The following is a 19,013-nucleotide window of genomic DNA, read 5'->3' on the forward strand; positions in this document are numbered from 1 at the left end:
AAATTATCCTCATTTTATTCGCGGAACTTTGTCTCATAATTTAAAACCAATAAAAAATAAAAGTTATGAAAACAAAAACTATCGTATTGATTCATGGGTTATTTGTGAATAATACAAGCTGGAAAGAATGGAAAACTTATTTCGAAGGACAAGGGTATACTGTACATACTCCTGCCAATCCGGGACATCAAGGTGATCCTAAAGAATTGAAAAAGAACTTTCCGGCAGATTTGAAAGATGTAGGATTTGATGATGTAGTAAATCATTTATCAAGATTTATTGATACCCTTCCTGAAAAGCCGATTATTATAGGGCATTCATTCGGAGGATTGATGGTTCAGAAGCTGATCGATATGGGAAAAGCGGTTGCCGGAGTAAGTATCGATGGCGCTCCTCCCAAAAATGTGATGGCTCCTTTTTCTACCGTGAAAATAGTTTGGCCTGTGGTGAATTTTTTTAAAGGGAACACTGTGTTTATGGGATCAAAAGAATGGTATCACAAAGCATTTTTCAATAATTATTCTAAAGAAGAAAGTGATAAATTATATGAAACGGTAGCAGCCCCAGAAAGCAGAAAATTAGCCAGAGATCCGCTTTTCAAATCTTCTGCAAAATTAGATTTAAATAAACCTCACGAACCGCTATTGTTTATTGCAGGGGAAAGTGATCATATTTTTCCGGCAGATTTTTCAAAAAAGATTGCAGGAGCGTATAAAGATAAAAACAGCATCGTAGACTTTAAAGCATTTCCTGGAAGAAGTCACTTTATTGCAGGGGAGAAAAACTGGGAGGAAGTAGCAGGATATGTGCTAAACTGGTTGGGAAAAGTGAACTAACAAACGGCTGAAGAACAACAGATTCTTCTTCAATATGCCTCTACAACACTTCAATGACGTCCTGAACTCCATTTTTGGGGTTCCTGACGTCATTTTTTTGGTCAGGAACCTGAAATTTGGCGTCCATCTACCCCGAAAATGGGGTGAATAACCCCAAAATTGGCGTTGACCAACCCCGTTTTTTAGGTCAATAACGTCAAATTTGACGTCACGAACCCCAAAAGAGCACTTCTGGACGTCAAAACCGGGAATGATTTTCTTGTTGAAAAGGTCATACCCCATCTATACCATAAATAGCACCGATCTGAATTTTTCATCAGGAATTCATGAACTTGTAAAGCTTGTCAATTTATAAAGTCTTATTTTTGCAGAGAATTTTATTTTAATTCTTTTCTTCAATTCGTACAATGAAAAAACAAGATACCTGGGGAATTATCAAGAGGCTGTTCTTTATCGGGATGAAGTTTCGTTCTTGGTTCATCATGACGCTGATTATCTCCATTTTACTGGCAATGGTTTCCACGTATAGGCCTTATCTTACAATGGAAGTTGTAGATAATGATATCACGAAGCTACAAGACAAAGCACTTATGATGAAACATATCTACTTATTGGTAGGTCTTGTTTTTGCCGAAACGATCTTAAACTTTTTCTTAGTTTATTTCTCCAACTATATTTCACAAAATGTAATCAGAGATATCAGAGAAAGGCTTTACAGTAAGCTGATCTATTTTAAAACATCATTTTTTGATAAAACTCCAATCGGGCAACTGGTAACAAGAGCTGTAGGTGATGTTGAGACTATTGCAACAGTTTATACAGACGGATTCCTGATGGTGTTCGGAGACGTGTTGAGGATCATTTTCGTGTTGGTGATGATGTTTAGTACGAATGTTCACCTGAGTTATATTACATTGGCCATTTTGCCATTAATGCTCGTTATCACAAGGTTTTTCCAGAAAAGACTGAAGAAAGCTTTTGGTGATGAAAGAAACTGGACAGCGAACCAGAACTCATTTGTTCAGGAAAGACTGGCGGGAATGTCTATTATTCAGGTATTCAACAGACAGGAATCTGAGTTTAAGAAATTTGATGATATTAACATTACTTTGAAAGGAGCATTGTTGAGAACGGTTTTCATTTTCTCTTTGTTCTTTCCTGTAGTTGAATTAATCTCTTCACTTTTTATCGGATTTATTCTTTTCTATGGCGGGTATATTACCATTAGTGCTGGAGTTGTAATTGCATTCATTCAATATATTTCTATGTTGATTCGTCCGTTGAGACAGATTGCAGACCGATTTAATAATATTCAGCGAGGGATTGTAGGAGCAGAAAGAGTATTGGGATTAATGGATGAAGATTATGCAATGCCGAATACAGGAAAGGTGGTAAAAGACCATTTCGACGGGAAAATAGAATTTCAGGAAGTTCGTTTTGCCTATGATGAAAAGCAGGAAGTTTTAAAAGGAATCGATTTTAAAGTCAATCCGGGAGAAACTGTAGCGATTGTAGGAGCAACCGGAGCCGGAAAATCTACCATTATCAGTTTGATTACAAGATTATATGATATCAATTCAGGGAATATTTTAATTGATGATGTAAACCTTAAAGATTACGAATTATATAACCTGAGAAGTCATATTGGAGTGGTGTTGCAGGATGTGTTTCTATTCCATGGAAGTATTTTTGAAAACCTTGCGTTTGGTGACGAAGCCATCACGTTGGATAAAATAAAAGCAGGGGCAAAAGAAATTGAGGTGGATCAGTTTATTGAACAGCTTCCGGGAGGTTACGATTATGTGGTAAGCGAAAGAGGTTCATCAATTTCATTAGGACAAAGACAGTTGTTATCGTTTTTAAGAGCTTACCTGTCTGATCCGAAGATTTTAATTCTGGATGAAGCGACTTCTTCTATCGACCACGAAAGTGAGAAATTAATCCAGAGAGCGACGGAAAAGATTACGAAAAACAGAACATCCATTATTATTGCGCACCGACTTTCAACCATTGAAAAAGCAGATAAAATTATTGTGATGGAACACGGGAAGATTGTTGAAGAAGGAAAACATCTGGAACTTTTAGATAAAAACGGATATTATGCCACGTTGTATAAAGCTCAGTTGAGACATGAAGTGGAAATGGAAGAGGAGGAATCTAAATAAATGATAATGTATAAACATAAAAAGAGGATAAAATCAATGTTGATTTTATCCTCTTTCTTTATTGTTGATTAGAACCTCCCGTAAAAAATACTTACATCGAAATATAACCCGGGAACTTTATACTTGTCTTTTTCGAATTCCAAATAATCACATTTTCCGGAGTAGCTCTGGGTTTTGGTTTCCATTTGAAACATATTGAGAAGAACATATTCATCCGGTACCGCAATCACGTGAAATCCTGTTTCACATTTCAGTCCGTCGCCGGAAGAGAGAATAGCATCCAGCAATCCGTGAAAATTTTTTGACATTTTTTTGGCTGTAGCCTCATCTTTGTTGAGGTGATACAGATAGGCTAAATAGTTGGTTGCGCGAAGATCAACCGGATTTTCTTCCAGTGCTTCTGTGAAGAACTTAATTCCCCTCGGAAAATCTTTTTCGGTAATGCCTTCACCCAGATAAAATTGTTTCAGTTCGTCACTTTTTTTACTGACTTTATAAGGTTTGTAGTTTTTCTGAAATGTAAAGCCAAAATAAAGATGTCTGTAATGCTCGTTCGTAAGAAGAGTATCATTCACTTTCAGCCTTTTAAGAATGCGCGGATAATAAAATTCTGAACTTTTATCTTCTACATTCTTTTTGATTAGGGCGTAGTCAGGAGCCTGAAATTCCGGCTTCTGGGCTTGCAGTACTAAAGACAGACTTAAGATCAATAGGGTGAAAAACGCTTTCATATTCATGGTTTCCAAAGATTTCTTTCGGGAGTAAATATAAGAAATGTGTAGGGATATAAAGAAAAAGGTTTTTATTTTTCATTTATTTGTGTTATTTGTTAACAAAATCTTATGATTATTTGGATAAATTTATTAACTTTAATGAAAAATTAAACGGGCCCCCTCAAAAATGGCAGGGTGTTTGAACTAAATTGATCATTTTTTAATTAAAACCAAAATATATATAGATGAAGAATATACAGGATGAATTTCAAGTTTTTAAAGATGAACTTAGAAAATTGAATATCGATGTGCAGAAAGTAGTAAAAGTAGGAAACGGGAGTATGGATTTCCATGAAGTTTTTTATAAGTCACCGAGGTACGAAGATGTGAAGAGTGTGTATGTACAGAGGCATAATTTAGACAATATTTTAGAAAAGTTTAAACAAGCTTATCATTAAACATAAAAAATTTGCGGCTCAGAGAATCTGAGCCGCAAATTTTTTATATCTATTCATTACAATTAATCTTTATCCAAAGTAGAAGTTTCTTTCGTGTCTTTCATTCTTGCGTAGACTACAAAAGAGAAGAAGATACAGATAGTAATATACCAGTAAAAGTAATGTTCTACATTGGCCTGTTTGAACCAAAGTGCAATATATTCTGCTGTTCCGCCAAAAATAGCGACCGTTAAAGCATAAGGCAGTCCAACTCCTAAGGCTCTCACTTCGGAAGGAAAGAGTTCCGCTTTCACCACGGCATTAATCGAGGTGTAGCCACTTACAATAATTAGCGCTGACATAATTAAGAAAAACGCACCCCACATTGAAGTGGTATGGCTTAAAGCATTCAGAAGAGGGTAGGTGAAAACGGTTCCTAAAATTCCGAAACTTAATAATAGCGGTCTTCTTCCAATTTTATCAGATAAAGCTCCAAAAACAGGTTGTAAGCAGGCAAAGATAAAGAGGGAGATAAAAGAAATAAGTGTAGATTCTTCTTTTGTGAGATGTACCGTATTCACCAAGAATTTCTGCATATAGGTGGTGTAAGTATAGAAAGCCAACGTTCCGCCTAAAGTTAGTCCTACAACGGTTAATAACGCTTTTGGATGCTTTAATAATTCTTTGATGGTTCCCTTTTTCTTTTCACCGACGTCTTTTTTGTTTTCAAACGCTTCGGTTTCATGAAGGTTTGATCTTAAATATAAAGCGATCACAGAAAGTAAAGCTCCGATCACAAAAGGAATTCTCCATCCCCAATCTTCCAGTTGAGCTTCTGTAAGTAATAATTTTTGTAAAATCAATTGAATTCCCAGTGCGATCAATTGTCCGCCAATTAATGTGACGTACTGAAAGCTGGAATAAAAACCTCTTCGGTCATTAGTTGCCATTTCGCTGAGGTAGGTTGCGGAAACGCCGTATTCTCCGCCGACACTCAGACCTTGTAATAATCTTGCGATCAATAATAGGAGTGGAGCTAAAACACCGATTGTTTTATAAGTGGGAGTCAACGCAATTAATAAAGAACCAAAAGACATCAATAAAACCGATAATGTCATTGCTTTTTTTCTTCCAACCCTATCTGCAATACTTCCGAAAAGCCAGCCTCCGACAGGTCTCATCAGAAAACCGACTGCAAAAATTCCTGCGGTATTTAAAAGTTGTGCCGTAAGATCCGAATCCGGAAAAAATGAGTTTGAAAAATAAATGGCAAATGCTGCATAGGCATACCAATCGTACCATTCTACCAAGTTTCCTATCGATCCGCCTACGATAGCTTTAATTCTTTGTGTGGTGGTGATTTGTGATGAATTCATGGAGGAAAGATATAAATTTTAAATAATTTTAATGGAGGTCAACATGATACCAAGAAATATTGAATAATCCTTTTTTTAAGTCTACATTTATTTCTCTGTCATTATATAATCTATCATATTCATCTTTGGAAACACTTATTTCCTCTTCATTATGATTTCCCCAAGGTGTAATTTTTATATAATAACTATCAGAACGCCTACCTTCTACAATTCTTTTGTCAACAACTTTTACAAGGTATTTTTGAGGTTGGGAATTATCAAAAGTACAATTTGCAGCATAAGTTCCTGCGTAACTATAAATACAAACATTAAAAATAATTGAAGTGTAAATCCACCATTTATTTTTTGTTGATTGAGCAATAAGTTTATGAGTAGAAAATAAAATAATGAGAACAATAATGAACGCTATTGTTCCTGGAATTATCATACTGTAAAAACTTTCAAATTCATAATCTAATAAAACTCTAATTAAAATTACCCATGCTGTAATATCGATGAAATCAAGAACGTCATATTTTTTATATCCACTTTCATCTTTTGTTATTTCAACTAAAGAAACTAAGCTAGGTTTCTCAATTCCATTGATTACTATTCCTAAAAGAGGGATAAGCAATAATATCCCGAGAAGAATTTCATAAGGGTGAGGATAAAACAAAAACCATAAACAAAAACCGATAGCAACAAATTCAAGCCATGAAAGTTTATGTGTTATTAAATCTGAGAAAAAGGATTTGGATTTCCTATTTTTAGTTTTTTTTGACATTAAATTATCTTACGCGTCAAAAATAAGTATTCCAATACTATCATAAAAATAACCGTTCTTTTTAAAGAACGGTTTCAAAAAATATTCAAATAAAATTTTTCTAAAATCTAAATCCTAAAGACAATCCACTTCTAAAACCAATCCATGGACCATCTACTTTTATTCTGGCTCCGTTGGCGTCTGTTTCCACGGTGTATTTTACATAAGGAATGTCAAGATCTTCTATTTCTTTTTTCAGCTGAGCCTGCATATCGGGAGTCAAAACAACATCGCTCGTCATGGTGAAGTCTCCTTTTCCGGCTCCGTAATGTGCTCCTGCAATCCAGAAATCTAACACTAGGTTCTGATTTTTTGTAAGAAAAAATTGTACACCGACCATTAAACCACCGCTGTTTCCATTCGTGTTTCCGAAACCTTTTAGCGGAATTTGTAAGGTGTTCCCGCTAAATCTGTAATCATAATAAAAGTCAAAAGTGTTGGAAGTTACTTTTGAATAGCGGTAATAAGGGGCAAAATAAAATCCTTTCCCATATCCGTGTCCGATATAGAAACGGGGTTCTATGGTGAAATTAAAGGCTTTTACTTCAAGATTCTGAAATCTTTTTTCGTCTTCGTCATTTAAAAATGAATTGATAAATGGAACTTTTCCTTCAGGCATCGTTCCAAATCCCATATTGACTGAAAACCAATTGTTAAAAGCTCTTTCATAAGAAAGATTAATGTTTCTGAACGCATAGGCTGTAACATTCGTTTTGACGATATTCATCTTTTCTGAAGATACAGCTCCTGATTCTTCTTGTGCTTTTATTCCCGAAAAAATAAAACAAAGAAGGATGATGAGATATTTTTTCATGATTGTATATTTTAAGATGGTTGTAATAAAAGGGAATGCAAAAAACGGGCAAATTTTTAACAGGTATCTGATTTTACCCATTATGATAAGCTTCCAGAAAGGGAATTTCTGAAAAATATTTTTTGTTGGATGAGGTTTTTACTTTTTGATCAGTTTCGTTGTTTCTGTTGGAACATCTTTACCTGAAACTTCAATGAAATAAGCTGCAGATGGTAATTCAGAAATTTGAATTTTTCCAGATTGAATATCAGATGTTTTTACCAATTTCCCATCTAAGCTGTATATTCTCGCAGTTGAATAATTTCTTGAATCTCCTGAAAATTCAATAAAATCCTGCGCCGGATTAGGATAGATTTTAAAGTTTTGTTTTTTAGATACAGTATCATTTACTGCTAAAAAGACTTCGTTTAGAACTTGTGCTCCGCTTGTAGACTGATTGATGCTAAGTAACGGTACGCTAAGAGTTCCGCTGGTAGAACTTAGTAACGGAAATTTATGCGTGCTGTCAAAATAAGTATAGGCTGTATTTATCACACTTCCGATTGGGAAAAGGTAATTGGTATCTGTAGATTGATATAAATTAAAATTCTGTACAGATTTTATTCTTAAAACATTATTATATGTTTTCGGTCCCACAATCAGCGTTCCCGAAGCATCTGCTGTAGTAACAATTGTTCCTTTAAATAATCCGGAAGCTGTTGTTGAAGTGAAAGTACCTTTTGCGGTATCCGAATTTGAGTATCCGAAACTTGCAGGATAGGTAATAAATGTTCCGTTATCGGCTGCAAAATTTAAAGTAGCCGCAGAAGTGATCACTCCTGTAATTTCTAATTGAGTTGCGGTAGCTTTATATAAAACAGAATTCCCTGTATCAATCATTTTAATGGTAGAACCCGGGTACGTTGTAATCTCAGATGAGGTAGGAGCGATGTAAGTAACCTGTGAAGCTGCTCCTTGTGTCAAAGATGCGTTGTTGAAGGTCGTATTGGCTCCTGTTGCGGAATTATCAACCGTTCCGTTAACTACAAAGTTATTCACAATGTCACCAACAAGAGGATCGTTAAATGCTTTGGTAATGGTAGTTTGCGCTGAACACAATCCTGAAAACGCAAGCATAAAAAGTAGAGTTCTTTTCATAATTAGAAATTTTGTTAAATATAATTAAAAACTGAGATTTGAAAATGTATTTTCTTTAATCATAATTGTAAAATTTATGATAAGTCATAAAATAAAGCCGTCCAAAACAATTGAACGGCTCTTTCTGTGCGCTAAAGCTTCTATTTTTTAATTCTGGCTGACAATCATTTTACGATAATGATAAATATCTTCAATCGTTACCACAGTCATTTCTCTTTTCTCTGCGAAATCTACAATTTCAGGAAGTCTTGCCATCGTTCCGTCCTCGTTGGTCAATTCACAAAGTACGGCATCATTACCAAGATTGGCAAGTTGAACCAAGTCTACACTTCCTTCTGTATGACCGCGTCTTTCAAAGACTCCATTTTTTCTGGCGATTAAAGGAAACACATGTCCCGGACTGGCAATATGCTCTGCTAAGGCATTTTCTGCAATGGCTGTTTTAATAGTTGTCACTCTATCTTTTGCTGAAACTCCGGATTCTACGCCTTCTTTAGCTTCGATAGAAATGGTAAATGCGGTTTGATTTTTAGAATTGTTGGTTTCGACCATCGGACGAAGATTCAGGTGTTTACTTTTCTCTTCAGAAATGCATAAGCAGACGATTCCGCTACATTCGCGGATCAAAAGTGCCATGTCTTTTTCTGTGATGGTAGAGGCAGGGAAGATGATATCGCCTTCGTTTTCACGGTTTTCATCATCTACTAAAAGGATTCCTTTGCCTTGTTGTAAGGTAAGAAGTGCTTTTTCTACACGTTCTTTCGGACTAGCTCCGAATTTTTCTAATAATTTTTCCATGTTATTTTACTTTTAAAAGTTAAAATACACTTCGGTACATGGAAATGAAATACAATACAATGAGTCCATCGAAATAGCCTCACTGATTGTTCCATTTTCTTCTCCCATCCAGACTCTAACTGTCGGTTTTGGAATTTCACCAAATCAGTCCTCTCAAAAGAAAGGAGTCGCGGACTGTAACCGCCGGTAGGGAATTTCACCCTGCCCCGAAGAAAACTTATACTAAGTTTTACTGTATGTCTTGTTTAAATTTTTTAATTCATTAATTTTTTGTTTAACGCACAGACTGCTAATTTCGGGAAGTTTTTTGGAATGAAGAAGAGATGAATATAAAATTTATCAATAGTAAAATTCTGTTATTTTTCTCTGCATGCACATTCATGATGTTCATTTATATGTGTAATCGTCATTTTACAGAGTTTTTCTAAGATGTCAATATTAATGTCAGATAGTCTTTTGATATAAATGCAGGCTTTACCCATCTTAAATTTTCCTAGATGATCTAATAAAGGTTTACTTTCTTCAGTTGGCGAATAAACATATAAGGAGAATTCTGCTTTGCGAGGTGAAAAACCAATGATAGGTGCATCACCTTCATGCCCACTTGCATATTTGTAATGATAACTGCCAAATCCGATGATTGTTGGTCCCCACATTTTAGGTTCAAACCCAGACCAGCTACTCATGAGTTTAATTAATTGGAAGCTGTCCGATTTCTTCTCATCTTTTTCAACGTATGAATTAATAAAATCAATTACATTGACGGTTGTTTCGTTGGTTTTGTTTGCTTTCGCCATGATAATTTACTTTATATCATTGAAATTATTTTCTCAAGATTTTTTCCATTGTTTTTCCTTTTGCCAATTCATCGATCAGTTTATCGAGATAACGGATGTTTCTCATAAGCTCTTCTTCAATTTCTTCCACGCGATAGCCACAGATGACTCCTGTTATTAAAGATGAATTAGGATTAATTTGAGGGGCTTCTTCAAAGAATGTTCTGAAATCGGTTTTGTTCTCCAGAATTTCCTGAAAGCTTTTTTCATCATAACCTGTTAGCCAGAAAATAATTTCATGAACTTCTTCTTTGGTTCGCCCTTTCTTTTCTGCCTTTTCAATATAGTGTGGATAAACTCCAGCAAAGGACATTTTATAGACTCTTTCGTTGTTTTTCATTGGTGAAAATTTAATAGATAAAGATAAAAAAACGCTCTGATTTTTCAGAGCGATAATTCTTAAGAGATCTTTGCAAGAGAGTTTTGTTCTTCCAGTTCTTTCATCAGATTTAAAAGTTCCTTTTTCTTGTGGAAATATTTTCTATGAAGAAAATAGGGAAGATGATTGATAGCCTTGATCAGAAGCTGAATATTATGTTCCATATATTCATTATTGTTAAAATAAAGATGATCTTTCTCAGTGTAGAACTTCAAATCTTTTATATCTTGTTCATTCAAATCTTTGGTAAGAAATTCATTCTGATGAAAAATAGTAAGCTGATATTTTAGTTTTTCCTCTAAAGGTTTCAGGGTATTGAAGTTTTTTCTGATCTGATCAAATGGCGTTTTTGTATTCATAAATGCTGTGGCATTCATCAATTCTATGTATAGTTTATATTTTTCGTCATACTCTGTGTCGTATTCTCCGAAGTTTTTATAAAGCTGTATAAAATTCTGTTTTTCATTTTGTATTTCGGATGCTTTTACGAAATAATTGTAAATGTCAGAATCATTTTGGTGGATTTTCTCTTTGATTTCGTTAATGGCTTCCTGAATTTTAGGAACCAATATTTTTGCTTCTCCTTGTTTGTATTTTTTGCCATCATAATCAAAGGTTTTGATGCTATATTCTTTTTTTGCGATGGCTTCCACAGTATTGCGATCACTTTCAAGGGCAATTAAAGTATATACCCATTCTACTTTTTCTTTACTGAAAAGTTCATCAAAAGAAGTTTCTTTTTCAAACCCAGATTCTTTTACTGTAAAGTCAGGGTTTTTGTTGTCGTAGTAGGCGTTGAAAATTTTGTCAAATGAATCTTTTTGGTATTGTTTTTCAAATTCGGATTGGAATTCATTAAGATCAAGGTCGATTTTTTGCTTTCCATATTTTACCTGTGAAAATAGTTTAGCCGTAATCTTTTCTTCGGTTTCTAGAAAATCTTTGAAAATGCTTTTTGCAGGATAATTGTCTTGTTCTTTTATGATATTGAGAGTTCTCAATCTTGCAATTCTATCTTCATGAGAAGGGTGGGAAGCCCACTGATTTTCAATATTGAGTTTTGATTTATTAAATAAACCTGATTCCGAAAGTTGAATATTGGGAAGTCCGTTTTTAGATTCCACTTCACTTTGTTCGGCAAGAAAATTCATGACAAAAAACTGTTCACGGTAGATATTTTTACTCGATTCGTTTTTAGAAAATCGGTTATCATAAAAGCTTAAAACATTTTGATAAGAATTACTGGCAAGCTCCAGTCTTAAAAGGGATTCTTCTAACGCAATGGAACCTGCAATATTTGCAGCGACTTCATCAGCATGAAATTCCATTTCTCTGGAAAGAGCCATATGACGGATATTGACAAAATTGTACATTTTCACCAAGACCCATTTAATTTTTCCGGTAAAGAAAAATGCCAATGCCGCAAATATGGAAAAATAACCACTGATATTGGCAAACTTTTCTACAGAATTACGGTAAGATTCATCGTCGTTTACCAGATTGAAAATAATTTGATTTACATTATATACGTAACTTCCGACCTTCATAGAACGTTGGGAAAAATGTCCGAATTCATGGGAAAGAATGGCTTTCAGTTCCTGTTTTGTCGTAGTATTGATCAGTCCCATTCCGATGGTCAGGTTTTTCTGAATAGGTAAGAACATACTCCAGAAACTTGAATCATAAAAAACACTTGCATTCACATCATAGGAAAGATAAACTTTTTTTGGAGCATTAGTTCCTGCTTCATTTACGATTTCGTCAATCATTTTGAAGAGTTCGGGTTCGTCACTTCTTCTGATTTCAGTAAGATCGCTCCTGTCGTTGATGTGTTTTTTAAATAAAAATTTAATGATAAAAAAGAATACGAAAAGTCCGGTTCCAGCCAAACCTGCTCCTAACATAAGGGTAAGAAACATTGGTTTTGCTGCAATGATTGCTATTCCACCGGCAATGCATCCAAGTGCTAAGGCTATTGTAAACAAAAATAGAAGGATATAAACGAAGATGAAAATTGCAATAGAAAATATGGCTGCGTTAGTTTTCTTCTTGAAATCCTGAGAAACTTCAATGTACATGGAAATAATTTTTTACAATAATACGTACAACGGTTTAATGAGGCAAGAAAATCCCTTTAAATTGGATGAGGTTATTTTAGATTAAAGTAATTAATATTAAGGAGTCCTTGTTTAAAATGTAAGGTGATGGTATCTCCGGGTTTTAATTTTGAAGCGTCTTTCACCCCGAAATATTTATAATAATCGACTTCATTAATAAAGTTGTTCGGGCGACGGATATTTCCGGCTGTAAAATATTTTTTATCGGTTATCTGAAATGTTTCATAAGTCTCGAAGATTTCTTTCTTTGTGCTTAATCTGTTTATAAATAAACAAAAACTTACAGCAGTGTTTTCCATTAAAAAAAAGATAGAAAAACAAATAAAAGAAATGAAAACTATTGAATTTAAAATTTGATTGATTTTAAATTTTTTCAAAAAGGCTATTGTTAGCATTAGGCACATCAATATTCCACTGCCAATTATAGCTATTGTAAGGTAATCCCCCTCTTTGAAAGTCTGAATGTCTTTTGCTAAATAATGTTCTTTCTGCTTCGGATTGAATATAAAGGAGATGAATGCAAAGAAAATAATGAAGATTAGATAGTATTTATATTTAAGGATAAAATTTAAAAATTTGTTTTTCATGGTTTGTTTATGCTGATCTATTAATTCCATCTTTTATTGCTGCTTCAAGTGTTTGGATATGAATGTCTGTAAGCTTTTTAAACTTAATACAATATCCAGTCACATTCGCTTTCCCTATTTTTTCTCCATAGGTTTGGGGTAAAAATTTTTTATCTTCAATTCCCATGATATAAACAGAAATTCCGGTTGTATTTGCACTGAGACCGATCTGATAAAATTCTTTTGAAGTTCCATCTTTGTATTGTATTGAATAAACTCCATAGCCAATATTTGGATTGGAAACAATTTTACCTTCTTCATTTTTACCATCTAAAAACCAAAGTTTACATTCCGGCATGAGTTTGAGAATGATATTGTGCAGTTCCTGCATATCGCTGCTTTTAGGTGCAGATTGGCTGGCTATATATTCTTGAATTTGATCTTGAACAGTCATATGAAATATTGTTAGTGTTTTCGGTAATAATTTTTTCCGAATATAATAAAACCCTTCTTGAAATAGAAAGGTTTATTACATTTTTAATGGGTAGTGAATTAATTACTATTTACAACATTTGCATCTTTATAAATATTCCAGAAGTTGTAATCTGTCATTGGAGCATCGGTAATTCCTACGTTTCTTCCCATCGTTACAATTTGTCCTCTGTGATACGTTCCATGTAAAACGATATGTTGAATGTATTCATATTTTGAGAAATCACATTGAAACCACTGAGAATCGATTTTTACATTTTTGGCAAGATCTTCTTCTGATAAGCTTTCAACATACTCCATCAGTTTTTGAGAATTGTCTCGGATACCGTTGAAAATTCCTTTTCTATCGATGGTTGCTGAAGTGCCTTCAAAATCGAAATCATGAGTTTCTGAAATTTGGCTCCACCAATATTCCTGAGATTGCCAGATGTGATGCAGTGTTTTCAGTATCGTCGGAAAACTTGAAATCACTTCCTGATTAAGCTGTTCGTCTGATTTGGCAGAAAGCCAGTCGAGATACTTGTTAACCACCCAGTTGTTATACTGGACGGTATGGGTGAGTAGGGTTTTGAGATTCATGATATTAAATTTTTTTGATGATTTAGTGTGCTATAAAAATAAATAAAATAGTAACAGATTTATACAAAGTAGAAAATTCTTAAAAACAGTTTTCTTTATATTTTAAAATAAAGTTTCACCGTTTAGATCCGTAGTAAGTACTTCGCTCATATAATCAAAAAAAGGACGCATGGCTAATAAAGTGAGAACAGCTTCTTTCTGAAAACCATCAGACTGCACTTCCTTATCCGTAAATTTTCTCATCACTATATATTGTTTTTTTCTGATTAGGTCTATGGAGGGATGATCCTTATCAAATCCTCTTGGAGCGGTTTTTACGGAATCACCTTTAATTTCTTCAAAATATTTTACAAATGTCTTGTCTGAAGTGATCTTCTCAATTTCTGCGGTATTGATTTCAAATTCTTTACGGATACGAAGCAGATCTTTGGCATCGGGTGCCCAGAATCCACCTCCTACAAAGCTGTTGCTGGGTTCCAGTTGTATATAATATCCTCCTCTCAGCATCGGTTTTGAGCGAGAATATCCAACTCCAAAATTAGTTTTGTATGGAGTTTGGTCTTTGGAAAAACGAACATCTCTGTAAATTCTGAAAATATGAATTCCTTTTACATTATCATACTCTTGAAGCTCAGTATAAATCTGATTGAAAAAGATTTTGTTTTCTTTTACCACCGAATCATATTCGGCTTTATGCTGAGCAAACCATTCACGATTATTATTTTTTTCTAACTGTTTAAGGAATTCAAAGGTCTTTTTCATCTGTAATATGAATTTTTAATAAAGTTAGAGTATGTTTTACTTAGTATAGTTTCCTGAAACAATAGATCTCTCCATTCCCTTCACAATCTCAGAAACAGGTATGCTAAATACTCCTGCATTTCCATTGTCAAACTCTTTTTTCCAATAAGAATATCCATCCATTTCGGTGGAGTCGGGCATTTTTTTTGTCTCGTTTTGTACTTTGGTGATACTTTTGTTCAATGCTTCCTCAGAGATCGGTATGTGACTTAATGTTTGTGAAAATCCTTCGGGACTGGCAGGGTTCTTCATCCTTAATCTGTTCACTGAGATATGGATTACTTTCCCTGTTTCAGGATACTCTTCAATCTTCAAAATTTTAAGAGTAGAATTTTCTTCTCCTTTACGGGTTTTGTAATTCCATTCCTGACCAACAGTATATTTCGTGGTTCCTGAATTGTCTTTACAGTTAATAACAAATAGAGCCGTAATTGTTAAAATAAGAAAGCGAATCATAGAATTGGATTGTTTATTTTAAACATCAAGTTTTGTATGTTATTATGATTTTTAATGCTAATTAATAATTTCAGCGTTCGGATTTTCCCTGAGCTTTGCAATTCTTTCCCGCCAGTTTTGGAGCTCTTCATCGGTTAACCTGATCCAGTCTGTTATTTCTCCGACAATTCTTAAAGGCTTTGTACTTCGGTAGGAGCGGGTAGGGTTCCCCGGAAATTTTTTATCGGTTACATTAGGGTCATTTTCAAATTCTCCTGTCGGTTCTATAATATAAATACGTTCTCTATTATTTCCTCCTGCCAACGCTGCAGCTAATCCTGCTCCGTTTTGTAAAGCTGTAAAGTAGATATGATTCATGATAATTTCAGGATAGTAATTCGATTCAAATCCTGCATTGAGCAAATCACCAACCTGTAAATCGGCTTTTGTACCATGATAAAATGGACCGTTATCCAGAATTTTTTCCTCTTTTTCGTTTTCCATTGTAAGAGTGTTTTTGAAATTGGAAGAACCTGTAAACTTAGGTATTTGTTTTGAAATGAAAAAACCGCTATGGGAATTGAGCGGTGTTATGTTTGTGAGCATAAGTGAGGCAATCGAAACAGTAAAGTGTGATCTTTATTATTGTAGTTTTGTTTCAACACCTTTTTTTAGAGCTTTTAATTCAGGTTCTGTTAATTTTCGGTGATTGATTTCTTCCCATAATAATTGAGCTTTTTCAAAATCTTTTATTCCAGTTTGATTTACTGCAGCTCCCCACATCAAAATTGTAAAATCTTTTTTGTTGTATAAAACTTTATCGAAAGCTACGAAAGCTCCATCATATTTTTCTACTATATTTTTAAAGTAGAATTTTCCGCCTTCTTTTGATTCGGTTTTAATAAATTCTTCCAAATCGGTGTTCATATTCTTAACGATTTGCGAAGATAATTTGGTGCTTACCAAAAAAAGTAAAATTGTAATTGTTGATAAAATTCTTTTCATGATTGTTTTTATTAATATTCTTATCTAATCACCCTAACTTTCTGCAAAACCCCTTTTTCATTTTTATACGTAAAAATATACGTTCCGCGGGGTACTTTTGATAAATCTATATTTTTATTGTAATACGCAAAACCTTTTCCGGCTTCTTTTCCATCCAATGTATAGACAGTGTATTCAAACTGGTTGCTGTTATTTTTATTACTGATGCTAAAACCGTCTCTCTGTGCATTGGTATAAACTTTTGATTTAAGCACATCTTCATTGGTTTCTTTAGCGGAAAGTACTTCTTCGCTGATATCCGCAACTTGAATGCTTTTAATGGCTGATTTGGTTGAAGAGGTTGTACTTCCACCTATGATGTATAATTTATTGTTATAAATTTCCGCAGCAGCATGTCTTCGCGGGATCATGTTGGAAGATAATTGATGCAGTTTATTAGTTTCTGTATCAAAATAGGCTAAAAAAGTCTGATTATTATAACCGCCTGCAATAAAAATCTTATTACCGGATACCGCTAATGAATGACCGGATATCCCGGAAGGCATAGTATATTGCTCAGTCCAAAGATTTTTGTTGAGATCGTAAACATCGATCAGACGGGATGAGGTACCGTTAAAACCTCCAATAACATAAAGCTTATCATTCACAATTTTGCCTTTTGTTTCTCTGGCTTTGGGCATATCCGGTAATGGATGCCATGTATCTGAAGCGATATCATAGTATTGGAATCTGTTAGAAAATACTGTGGTGGCGGCATTGTTTAGTCCGCTTCCTCCGAATGTATATATTTTTCCATTATGAATGGCAGAACCTGCATTTCCTGTATAGGAATGATTAACAGCTCCCTTCGTTACTTTATGAGTTGCAAGATCTACAATTTCAAGATGGCTGTTTCCCCAGCCGTTAAAAATATAAATTTTATTATCATAGGTCTCCGAATTGGCGAATCTTTTAGGAAGCAGGGTAGAGTTGATCACACTCCAGCGGTTATCTTTTATACTGTATTTCTCAATAAAGTTGGCATTGCCATCAGTGTCTTTATACCCATTGCTTACATAAATATTATCGTCTACAATAACGCTGCTTATAGCTCCTCTGCGCACGGACATATCCGAAAGATGTTTAAAATTTAAGGTTTGTGCATTCGCGAAGAATAAGCCGAAAATTGAAAGGAAAAATAATTTTGTTTTCAATGTTGGTGGGATTTGGTTTTAAAGATAGGGAAAAGTCATGGATTGGAAATTATTCATTTCGAGTTTATTATGTAGGAAATTTATAATTCATATATTTACAACTTTGTGAGAAAATGAAAGAAACGATGTTCCTTCTCTTCAAGAATTTGATTAAGTATATTTTTATCAAATCCTAATTCAATCAAAAAAGCTGATACTAATATTATTTTTAATTTTTGTGTTAAATAAAATAACTCACTACCTTTTATTGCCTTCTTTTTTAAGCTTAAAGAATAATGAGTATAATAATTTCGTGAATTTTTGACATTTTTTATGAACTCATTTTTATTTCCAATTATTTTATCAATCATATCACACGAGCAAAAGGTTAACAATTCTTCTAGACGAGTTTGTAGATTTAAATGATTTCCAAAATTAAATTGATCTTTTAACCAAGTATGATATTTACTATCAACCTTAGATAAAATTTCATTTTTCATTTCTGTATACTCTTCTTTGGGCATTTTAGGTCGATCTTTAGTATGTGCATGAAATGATTCAGCTGCTTGTGCTAGATTCAAAAAAGTATTTTCAGAAAAGCGTTTTTCATTGTAAAATTGCTCAATTAATAACTTAAAACAAGATTCAAGTTTGTTATATTTTTTAAACCAATTTTGTATTAGTTCAGGAAATTTATCTTCAATATTTCCATACGAAAATAACATATCTCTAAATGTTTTTTGTTTTTCAATTTTTTGATCAGAAATATGAAAATAAAGTTTGACTTCTCTTTTTACAATATTATCATTACCATAATTTTTTTTATTTTTTTCATTATAAAAAGTGATACTTTTAGGATGACTTTTTTCATATAAACCTAAAATTAAAAAACTTTGAAATATAAATAAATCGTTAAGTATGTCCTCAATATTCTTTTCTTCTTTATATTTCAAAATTAATTCAGTTCTTTGTGTTATTAAAAATTGTTTTTGATAATGAATTGCTTCGGAAGATGGGATCATAACAAAATTAAATTGTCCATCCAGATTTTCTGATAAAGGGAAATTAATAGTTGAAGGAAGTTTATAATCTAATTTAAATTCATGATTTTTTTGCATTTCGATTTTTTTAATAAAATCAAAATCTTTTATGAACCCACTTATACCTACCCATTCTTCCAAATCACTGATTTCGGTAACTAACTGATCAAATTTAATATCTTCTTGAGTATTAAAGTGTGCTCCTCGAAAGATATAATTAACAATGTATTCACTTGAAGGTGTTCCTACTTCTTGATTTTGAACTAATCTTATACCTTCACTAAAGGATAAAAAAATGTTGTATAAAGTAATTTCTTCACTTTTACTAGTTAAACCGAGGATTATGTCATATTGATTATCTGATTTATCACTAAGGTTTGGGAAGTCATTAAAATTGCCATGTAATTTTAAAGTAATTCCTTTATCAATATCATAAATAAGGCTTCCGCTAATTCTCTTTGTTTTATTTGATGGTAAAAACCATTCTCCCTTAAGTTCAAAATTCTTTGTCAT

General features: G+C 33.5%; 21 protein-coding genes and 1 riboswitch. Of the genes, 3 read left to right on the top strand and 18 right to left on the bottom strand.

Translation table 11 applies throughout. From position 1 onward, the window contains the following. The first annotated feature begins 65 nt into the window (after positions 1-65). Positions 66-836 carry an alpha/beta hydrolase gene (locus tag RM51_RS11920; protein WP_052248491.1) on the top strand — a complete coding sequence of 257 codons (771 nt, stop codon included), beginning with the start codon at positions 66-68 and terminating at the stop codon, positions 834-836. A 407-nt stretch (positions 837-1,243) separates the two neighbouring features. Further along, positions 1,244-3,001: an ABC transporter ATP-binding protein gene (locus tag RM51_RS11925; protein ID WP_039369632.1), complete on the top strand. Its 1,758-nt coding sequence runs from the start codon at positions 1,244-1,246 to the stop codon at positions 2,999-3,001. A gap of 68 nt (positions 3,002-3,069) precedes the next feature. Here the strand turns inward: RM51_RS11925 and RM51_RS11930 are convergent, their stop codons facing one another. Next, positions 3,070-3,732 carry a DUF4919 domain-containing protein gene (locus RM51_RS11930; RefSeq protein WP_039369759.1) on the bottom strand — a complete coding sequence of 221 codons (663 nt, stop codon included), beginning with the start codon at positions 3,730-3,732 and terminating at the stop codon, positions 3,070-3,072. 227 nt (positions 3,733-3,959) lie between these two features. Between RM51_RS11930 and RM51_RS11935 the strand changes: the two genes are divergently transcribed. After that, entirely contained in the window at positions 3,960-4,172 is a 213-nt protein-coding gene (locus tag RM51_RS11935; RefSeq protein ID WP_039369635.1) for a hypothetical protein, read from the top strand. Between the two features lie 62 nt (positions 4,173-4,234). Here RM51_RS11935 and RM51_RS11940 read toward each other — a convergent pair whose 3' ends face one another. The 17 genes from RM51_RS11940 to RM51_RS12020 form a co-directional block, all read right to left on the bottom strand. Then, positions 4,235-5,527 (bottom strand): MFS transporter, encoded by a 1,293-nt coding sequence (locus tag RM51_RS11940; protein ID WP_039369637.1) that lies wholly within the window; start codon positions 5,525-5,527, stop codon positions 4,235-4,237. Between the two features lie 28 nt (positions 5,528-5,555). Further along, complete coding sequence (locus tag RM51_RS11945) at positions 5,556-6,290, bottom strand: hypothetical protein (RefSeq protein ID WP_039369639.1); 735 nt, start codon at positions 6,288-6,290, stop codon at positions 5,556-5,558. 100 nt (positions 6,291-6,390) lie between these two features. Beyond that, on the bottom strand, positions 6,391-7,143 hold the full coding sequence (locus RM51_RS11950) for a DUF3575 domain-containing protein (protein ID WP_039369762.1): 753 nt from the start codon (positions 7,141-7,143) through the stop codon (positions 6,391-6,393). Between the two features lie 138 nt (positions 7,144-7,281). Next, positions 7,282-8,280, bottom strand: a complete 999-nt coding sequence (locus tag RM51_RS11955) for a T9SS type A sorting domain-containing protein (RefSeq protein ID WP_039369641.1) — start codon at positions 8,278-8,280, stop codon at positions 7,282-7,284. 147 nt (positions 8,281-8,427) lie between these two features. Then, positions 8,428-9,078: a 3,4-dihydroxy-2-butanone-4-phosphate synthase gene (gene ribB, locus RM51_RS11960; protein ID WP_039369643.1), complete on the bottom strand. Its 651-nt coding sequence runs from the start codon at positions 9,076-9,078 to the stop codon at positions 8,428-8,430. A 92-nt stretch (positions 9,079-9,170) separates the two neighbouring features. Continuing rightward, positions 9,171-9,296: riboswitch (FMN riboswitch) on the bottom strand. Positions 9,297-9,434: 138 nt separating this feature from the next. Beyond that, the gene (locus RM51_RS11965) at positions 9,435-9,875 is read right to left on the bottom strand and encodes a DUF1801 domain-containing protein (protein ID WP_039369645.1); all 441 of its coding nucleotides are present in this window, start codon (positions 9,873-9,875) and stop codon (positions 9,435-9,437) included. Positions 9,876-9,900: 25 nt separating this feature from the next. Then, a complete protein-coding gene (locus RM51_RS11970; RefSeq protein ID WP_039369647.1) occupies positions 9,901-10,254 on the bottom strand; it encodes a DUF2200 domain-containing protein in 354 nt (117 codons plus the stop codon). A gap of 59 nt (positions 10,255-10,313) precedes the next feature. Then, positions 10,314-12,371, bottom strand: a complete 2,058-nt coding sequence (locus tag RM51_RS11975; protein WP_039369650.1) for a M48 family metallopeptidase — start codon at positions 12,369-12,371, stop codon at positions 10,314-10,316. Positions 12,372-12,442: 71 nt separating this feature from the next. Further along, complete coding sequence (locus RM51_RS19410) at positions 12,443-12,709, bottom strand: hypothetical protein (RefSeq protein WP_131667076.1); 267 nt, start codon at positions 12,707-12,709, stop codon at positions 12,443-12,445. A gap of 295 nt (positions 12,710-13,004) precedes the next feature. After that, positions 13,005-13,430 (bottom strand): DUF1801 domain-containing protein, encoded by a 426-nt coding sequence (locus tag RM51_RS11985; RefSeq protein ID WP_039369656.1) that lies wholly within the window; start codon positions 13,428-13,430, stop codon positions 13,005-13,007. A gap of 98 nt (positions 13,431-13,528) precedes the next feature. Beyond that, the gene (locus tag RM51_RS11990) at positions 13,529-14,047 is read right to left on the bottom strand and encodes a DinB family protein (RefSeq protein ID WP_039369658.1); all 519 of its coding nucleotides are present in this window, start codon (positions 14,045-14,047) and stop codon (positions 13,529-13,531) included. A gap of 102 nt (positions 14,048-14,149) precedes the next feature. Next, positions 14,150-14,809 carry a DUF2461 domain-containing protein gene (locus RM51_RS11995; RefSeq protein ID WP_084111108.1) on the bottom strand — a complete coding sequence of 220 codons (660 nt, stop codon included), beginning with the start codon at positions 14,807-14,809 and terminating at the stop codon, positions 14,150-14,152. A gap of 36 nt (positions 14,810-14,845) precedes the next feature. After that, entirely contained in the window at positions 14,846-15,304 is a 459-nt protein-coding gene (locus RM51_RS12000; RefSeq protein ID WP_039369664.1) for a hypothetical protein, read from the bottom strand. Positions 15,305-15,361: 57 nt separating this feature from the next. Beyond that, positions 15,362-15,787, bottom strand: a complete 426-nt coding sequence (gene arr, locus RM51_RS12005; RefSeq protein WP_039369667.1) for an NAD(+)--rifampin ADP-ribosyltransferase — start codon at positions 15,785-15,787, stop codon at positions 15,362-15,364. 138 nt (positions 15,788-15,925) lie between these two features. Continuing rightward, positions 15,926-16,288 carry a hypothetical protein gene (locus tag RM51_RS12010; protein ID WP_039369670.1) on the bottom strand — a complete coding sequence of 121 codons (363 nt, stop codon included), beginning with the start codon at positions 16,286-16,288 and terminating at the stop codon, positions 15,926-15,928. 20 nt (positions 16,289-16,308) lie between these two features. Further along, complete coding sequence (locus RM51_RS12015) at positions 16,309-17,481, bottom strand: T9SS C-terminal target domain-containing protein (protein ID WP_039369673.1); 1,173 nt, start codon at positions 17,479-17,481, stop codon at positions 16,309-16,311. A 95-nt stretch (positions 17,482-17,576) separates the two neighbouring features. Next, on the bottom strand, positions 17,577-19,013 hold the full coding sequence (locus RM51_RS12020) for an ApeA N-terminal domain 1-containing protein (protein ID WP_039369676.1): 1,437 nt from the start codon (positions 19,011-19,013) through the stop codon (positions 17,577-17,579).

The sequence above is a fragment of the Chryseobacterium taiwanense genome (assembly GCF_000813825.1).
Classification (GTDB): domain Bacteria; phylum Bacteroidota; class Bacteroidia; order Flavobacteriales; family Weeksellaceae; genus Chryseobacterium; species Chryseobacterium taiwanense.

Excerpts from the sequence above, each read along its gene's own strand:
- RM51_RS11920 (WP_052248491.1), top strand. The coding sequence starts at position 66 with ATGAAAACAAAAACTATCGTATTGATTCATGGGTTATTTGTGAATAAT.
- RM51_RS11925 (WP_039369632.1), top strand. The coding sequence starts at position 1,244 with ATGAAAAAACAAGATACCTGGGGAATTATCAAGAGGCTGTTCTTTATC.
- RM51_RS11930 (WP_039369759.1), bottom strand. The coding sequence starts at position 3,732 with ATGAAAGCGTTTTTCACCCTATTGATCTTAAGTCTGTCTTTAGTACTG.
- RM51_RS11935 (WP_039369635.1), top strand. The coding sequence starts at position 3,960 with ATGAAGAATATACAGGATGAATTTCAAGTTTTTAAAGATGAACTTAGA.
- RM51_RS11940 (WP_039369637.1), bottom strand. The coding sequence starts at position 5,527 with ATGAATTCATCACAAATCACCACCACACAAAGAATTAAAGCTATCGTA.
- RM51_RS11945 (WP_039369639.1), bottom strand. The coding sequence starts at position 6,290 with ATGTCAAAAAAAACTAAAAATAGGAAATCCAAATCCTTTTTCTCAGAT.
- RM51_RS11950 (WP_039369762.1), bottom strand. The coding sequence starts at position 7,143 with ATGAAAAAATATCTCATCATCCTTCTTTGTTTTATTTTTTCGGGAATA.
- RM51_RS11955 (WP_039369641.1), bottom strand. The coding sequence starts at position 8,280 with ATGAAAAGAACTCTACTTTTTATGCTTGCGTTTTCAGGATTGTGTTCA.
- ribB (WP_039369643.1), bottom strand. The coding sequence starts at position 9,078 with ATGGAAAAATTATTAGAAAAATTCGGAGCTAGTCCGAAAGAACGTGTA.
- RM51_RS11965 (WP_039369645.1), bottom strand. The coding sequence starts at position 9,875 with ATGGCGAAAGCAAACAAAACCAACGAAACAACCGTCAATGTAATTGAT.
- RM51_RS11970 (WP_039369647.1), bottom strand. The coding sequence starts at position 10,254 with ATGAAAAACAACGAAAGAGTCTATAAAATGTCCTTTGCTGGAGTTTAT.
- RM51_RS11975 (WP_039369650.1), bottom strand. The coding sequence starts at position 12,371 with ATGTACATTGAAGTTTCTCAGGATTTCAAGAAGAAAACTAACGCAGCC.
- RM51_RS19410 (WP_131667076.1), bottom strand. The coding sequence starts at position 12,709 with ATGGAAAACACTGCTGTAAGTTTTTGTTTATTTATAAACAGATTAAGC.
- RM51_RS11985 (WP_039369656.1), bottom strand. The coding sequence starts at position 13,430 with ATGACTGTTCAAGATCAAATTCAAGAATATATAGCCAGCCAATCTGCA.
- RM51_RS11990 (WP_039369658.1), bottom strand. The coding sequence starts at position 14,047 with ATGAATCTCAAAACCCTACTCACCCATACCGTCCAGTATAACAACTGG.
- RM51_RS11995 (WP_084111108.1), bottom strand. The coding sequence starts at position 14,809 with ATGAAAAAGACCTTTGAATTCCTTAAACAGTTAGAAAAAAATAATAAT.
- RM51_RS12000 (WP_039369664.1), bottom strand. The coding sequence starts at position 15,304 with ATGATTCGCTTTCTTATTTTAACAATTACGGCTCTATTTGTTATTAAC.
- arr (WP_039369667.1), bottom strand. The coding sequence starts at position 15,787 with ATGGAAAACGAAAAAGAGGAAAAAATTCTGGATAACGGTCCATTTTAT.
- RM51_RS12010 (WP_039369670.1), bottom strand. The coding sequence starts at position 16,288 with ATGAAAAGAATTTTATCAACAATTACAATTTTACTTTTTTTGGTAAGC.
- RM51_RS12020 (WP_039369676.1), bottom strand. The coding sequence starts at position 19,013 with ATGACAAAGAATTTTGAACTTAAGGGAGAATGGTTTTTACCATCAAAT.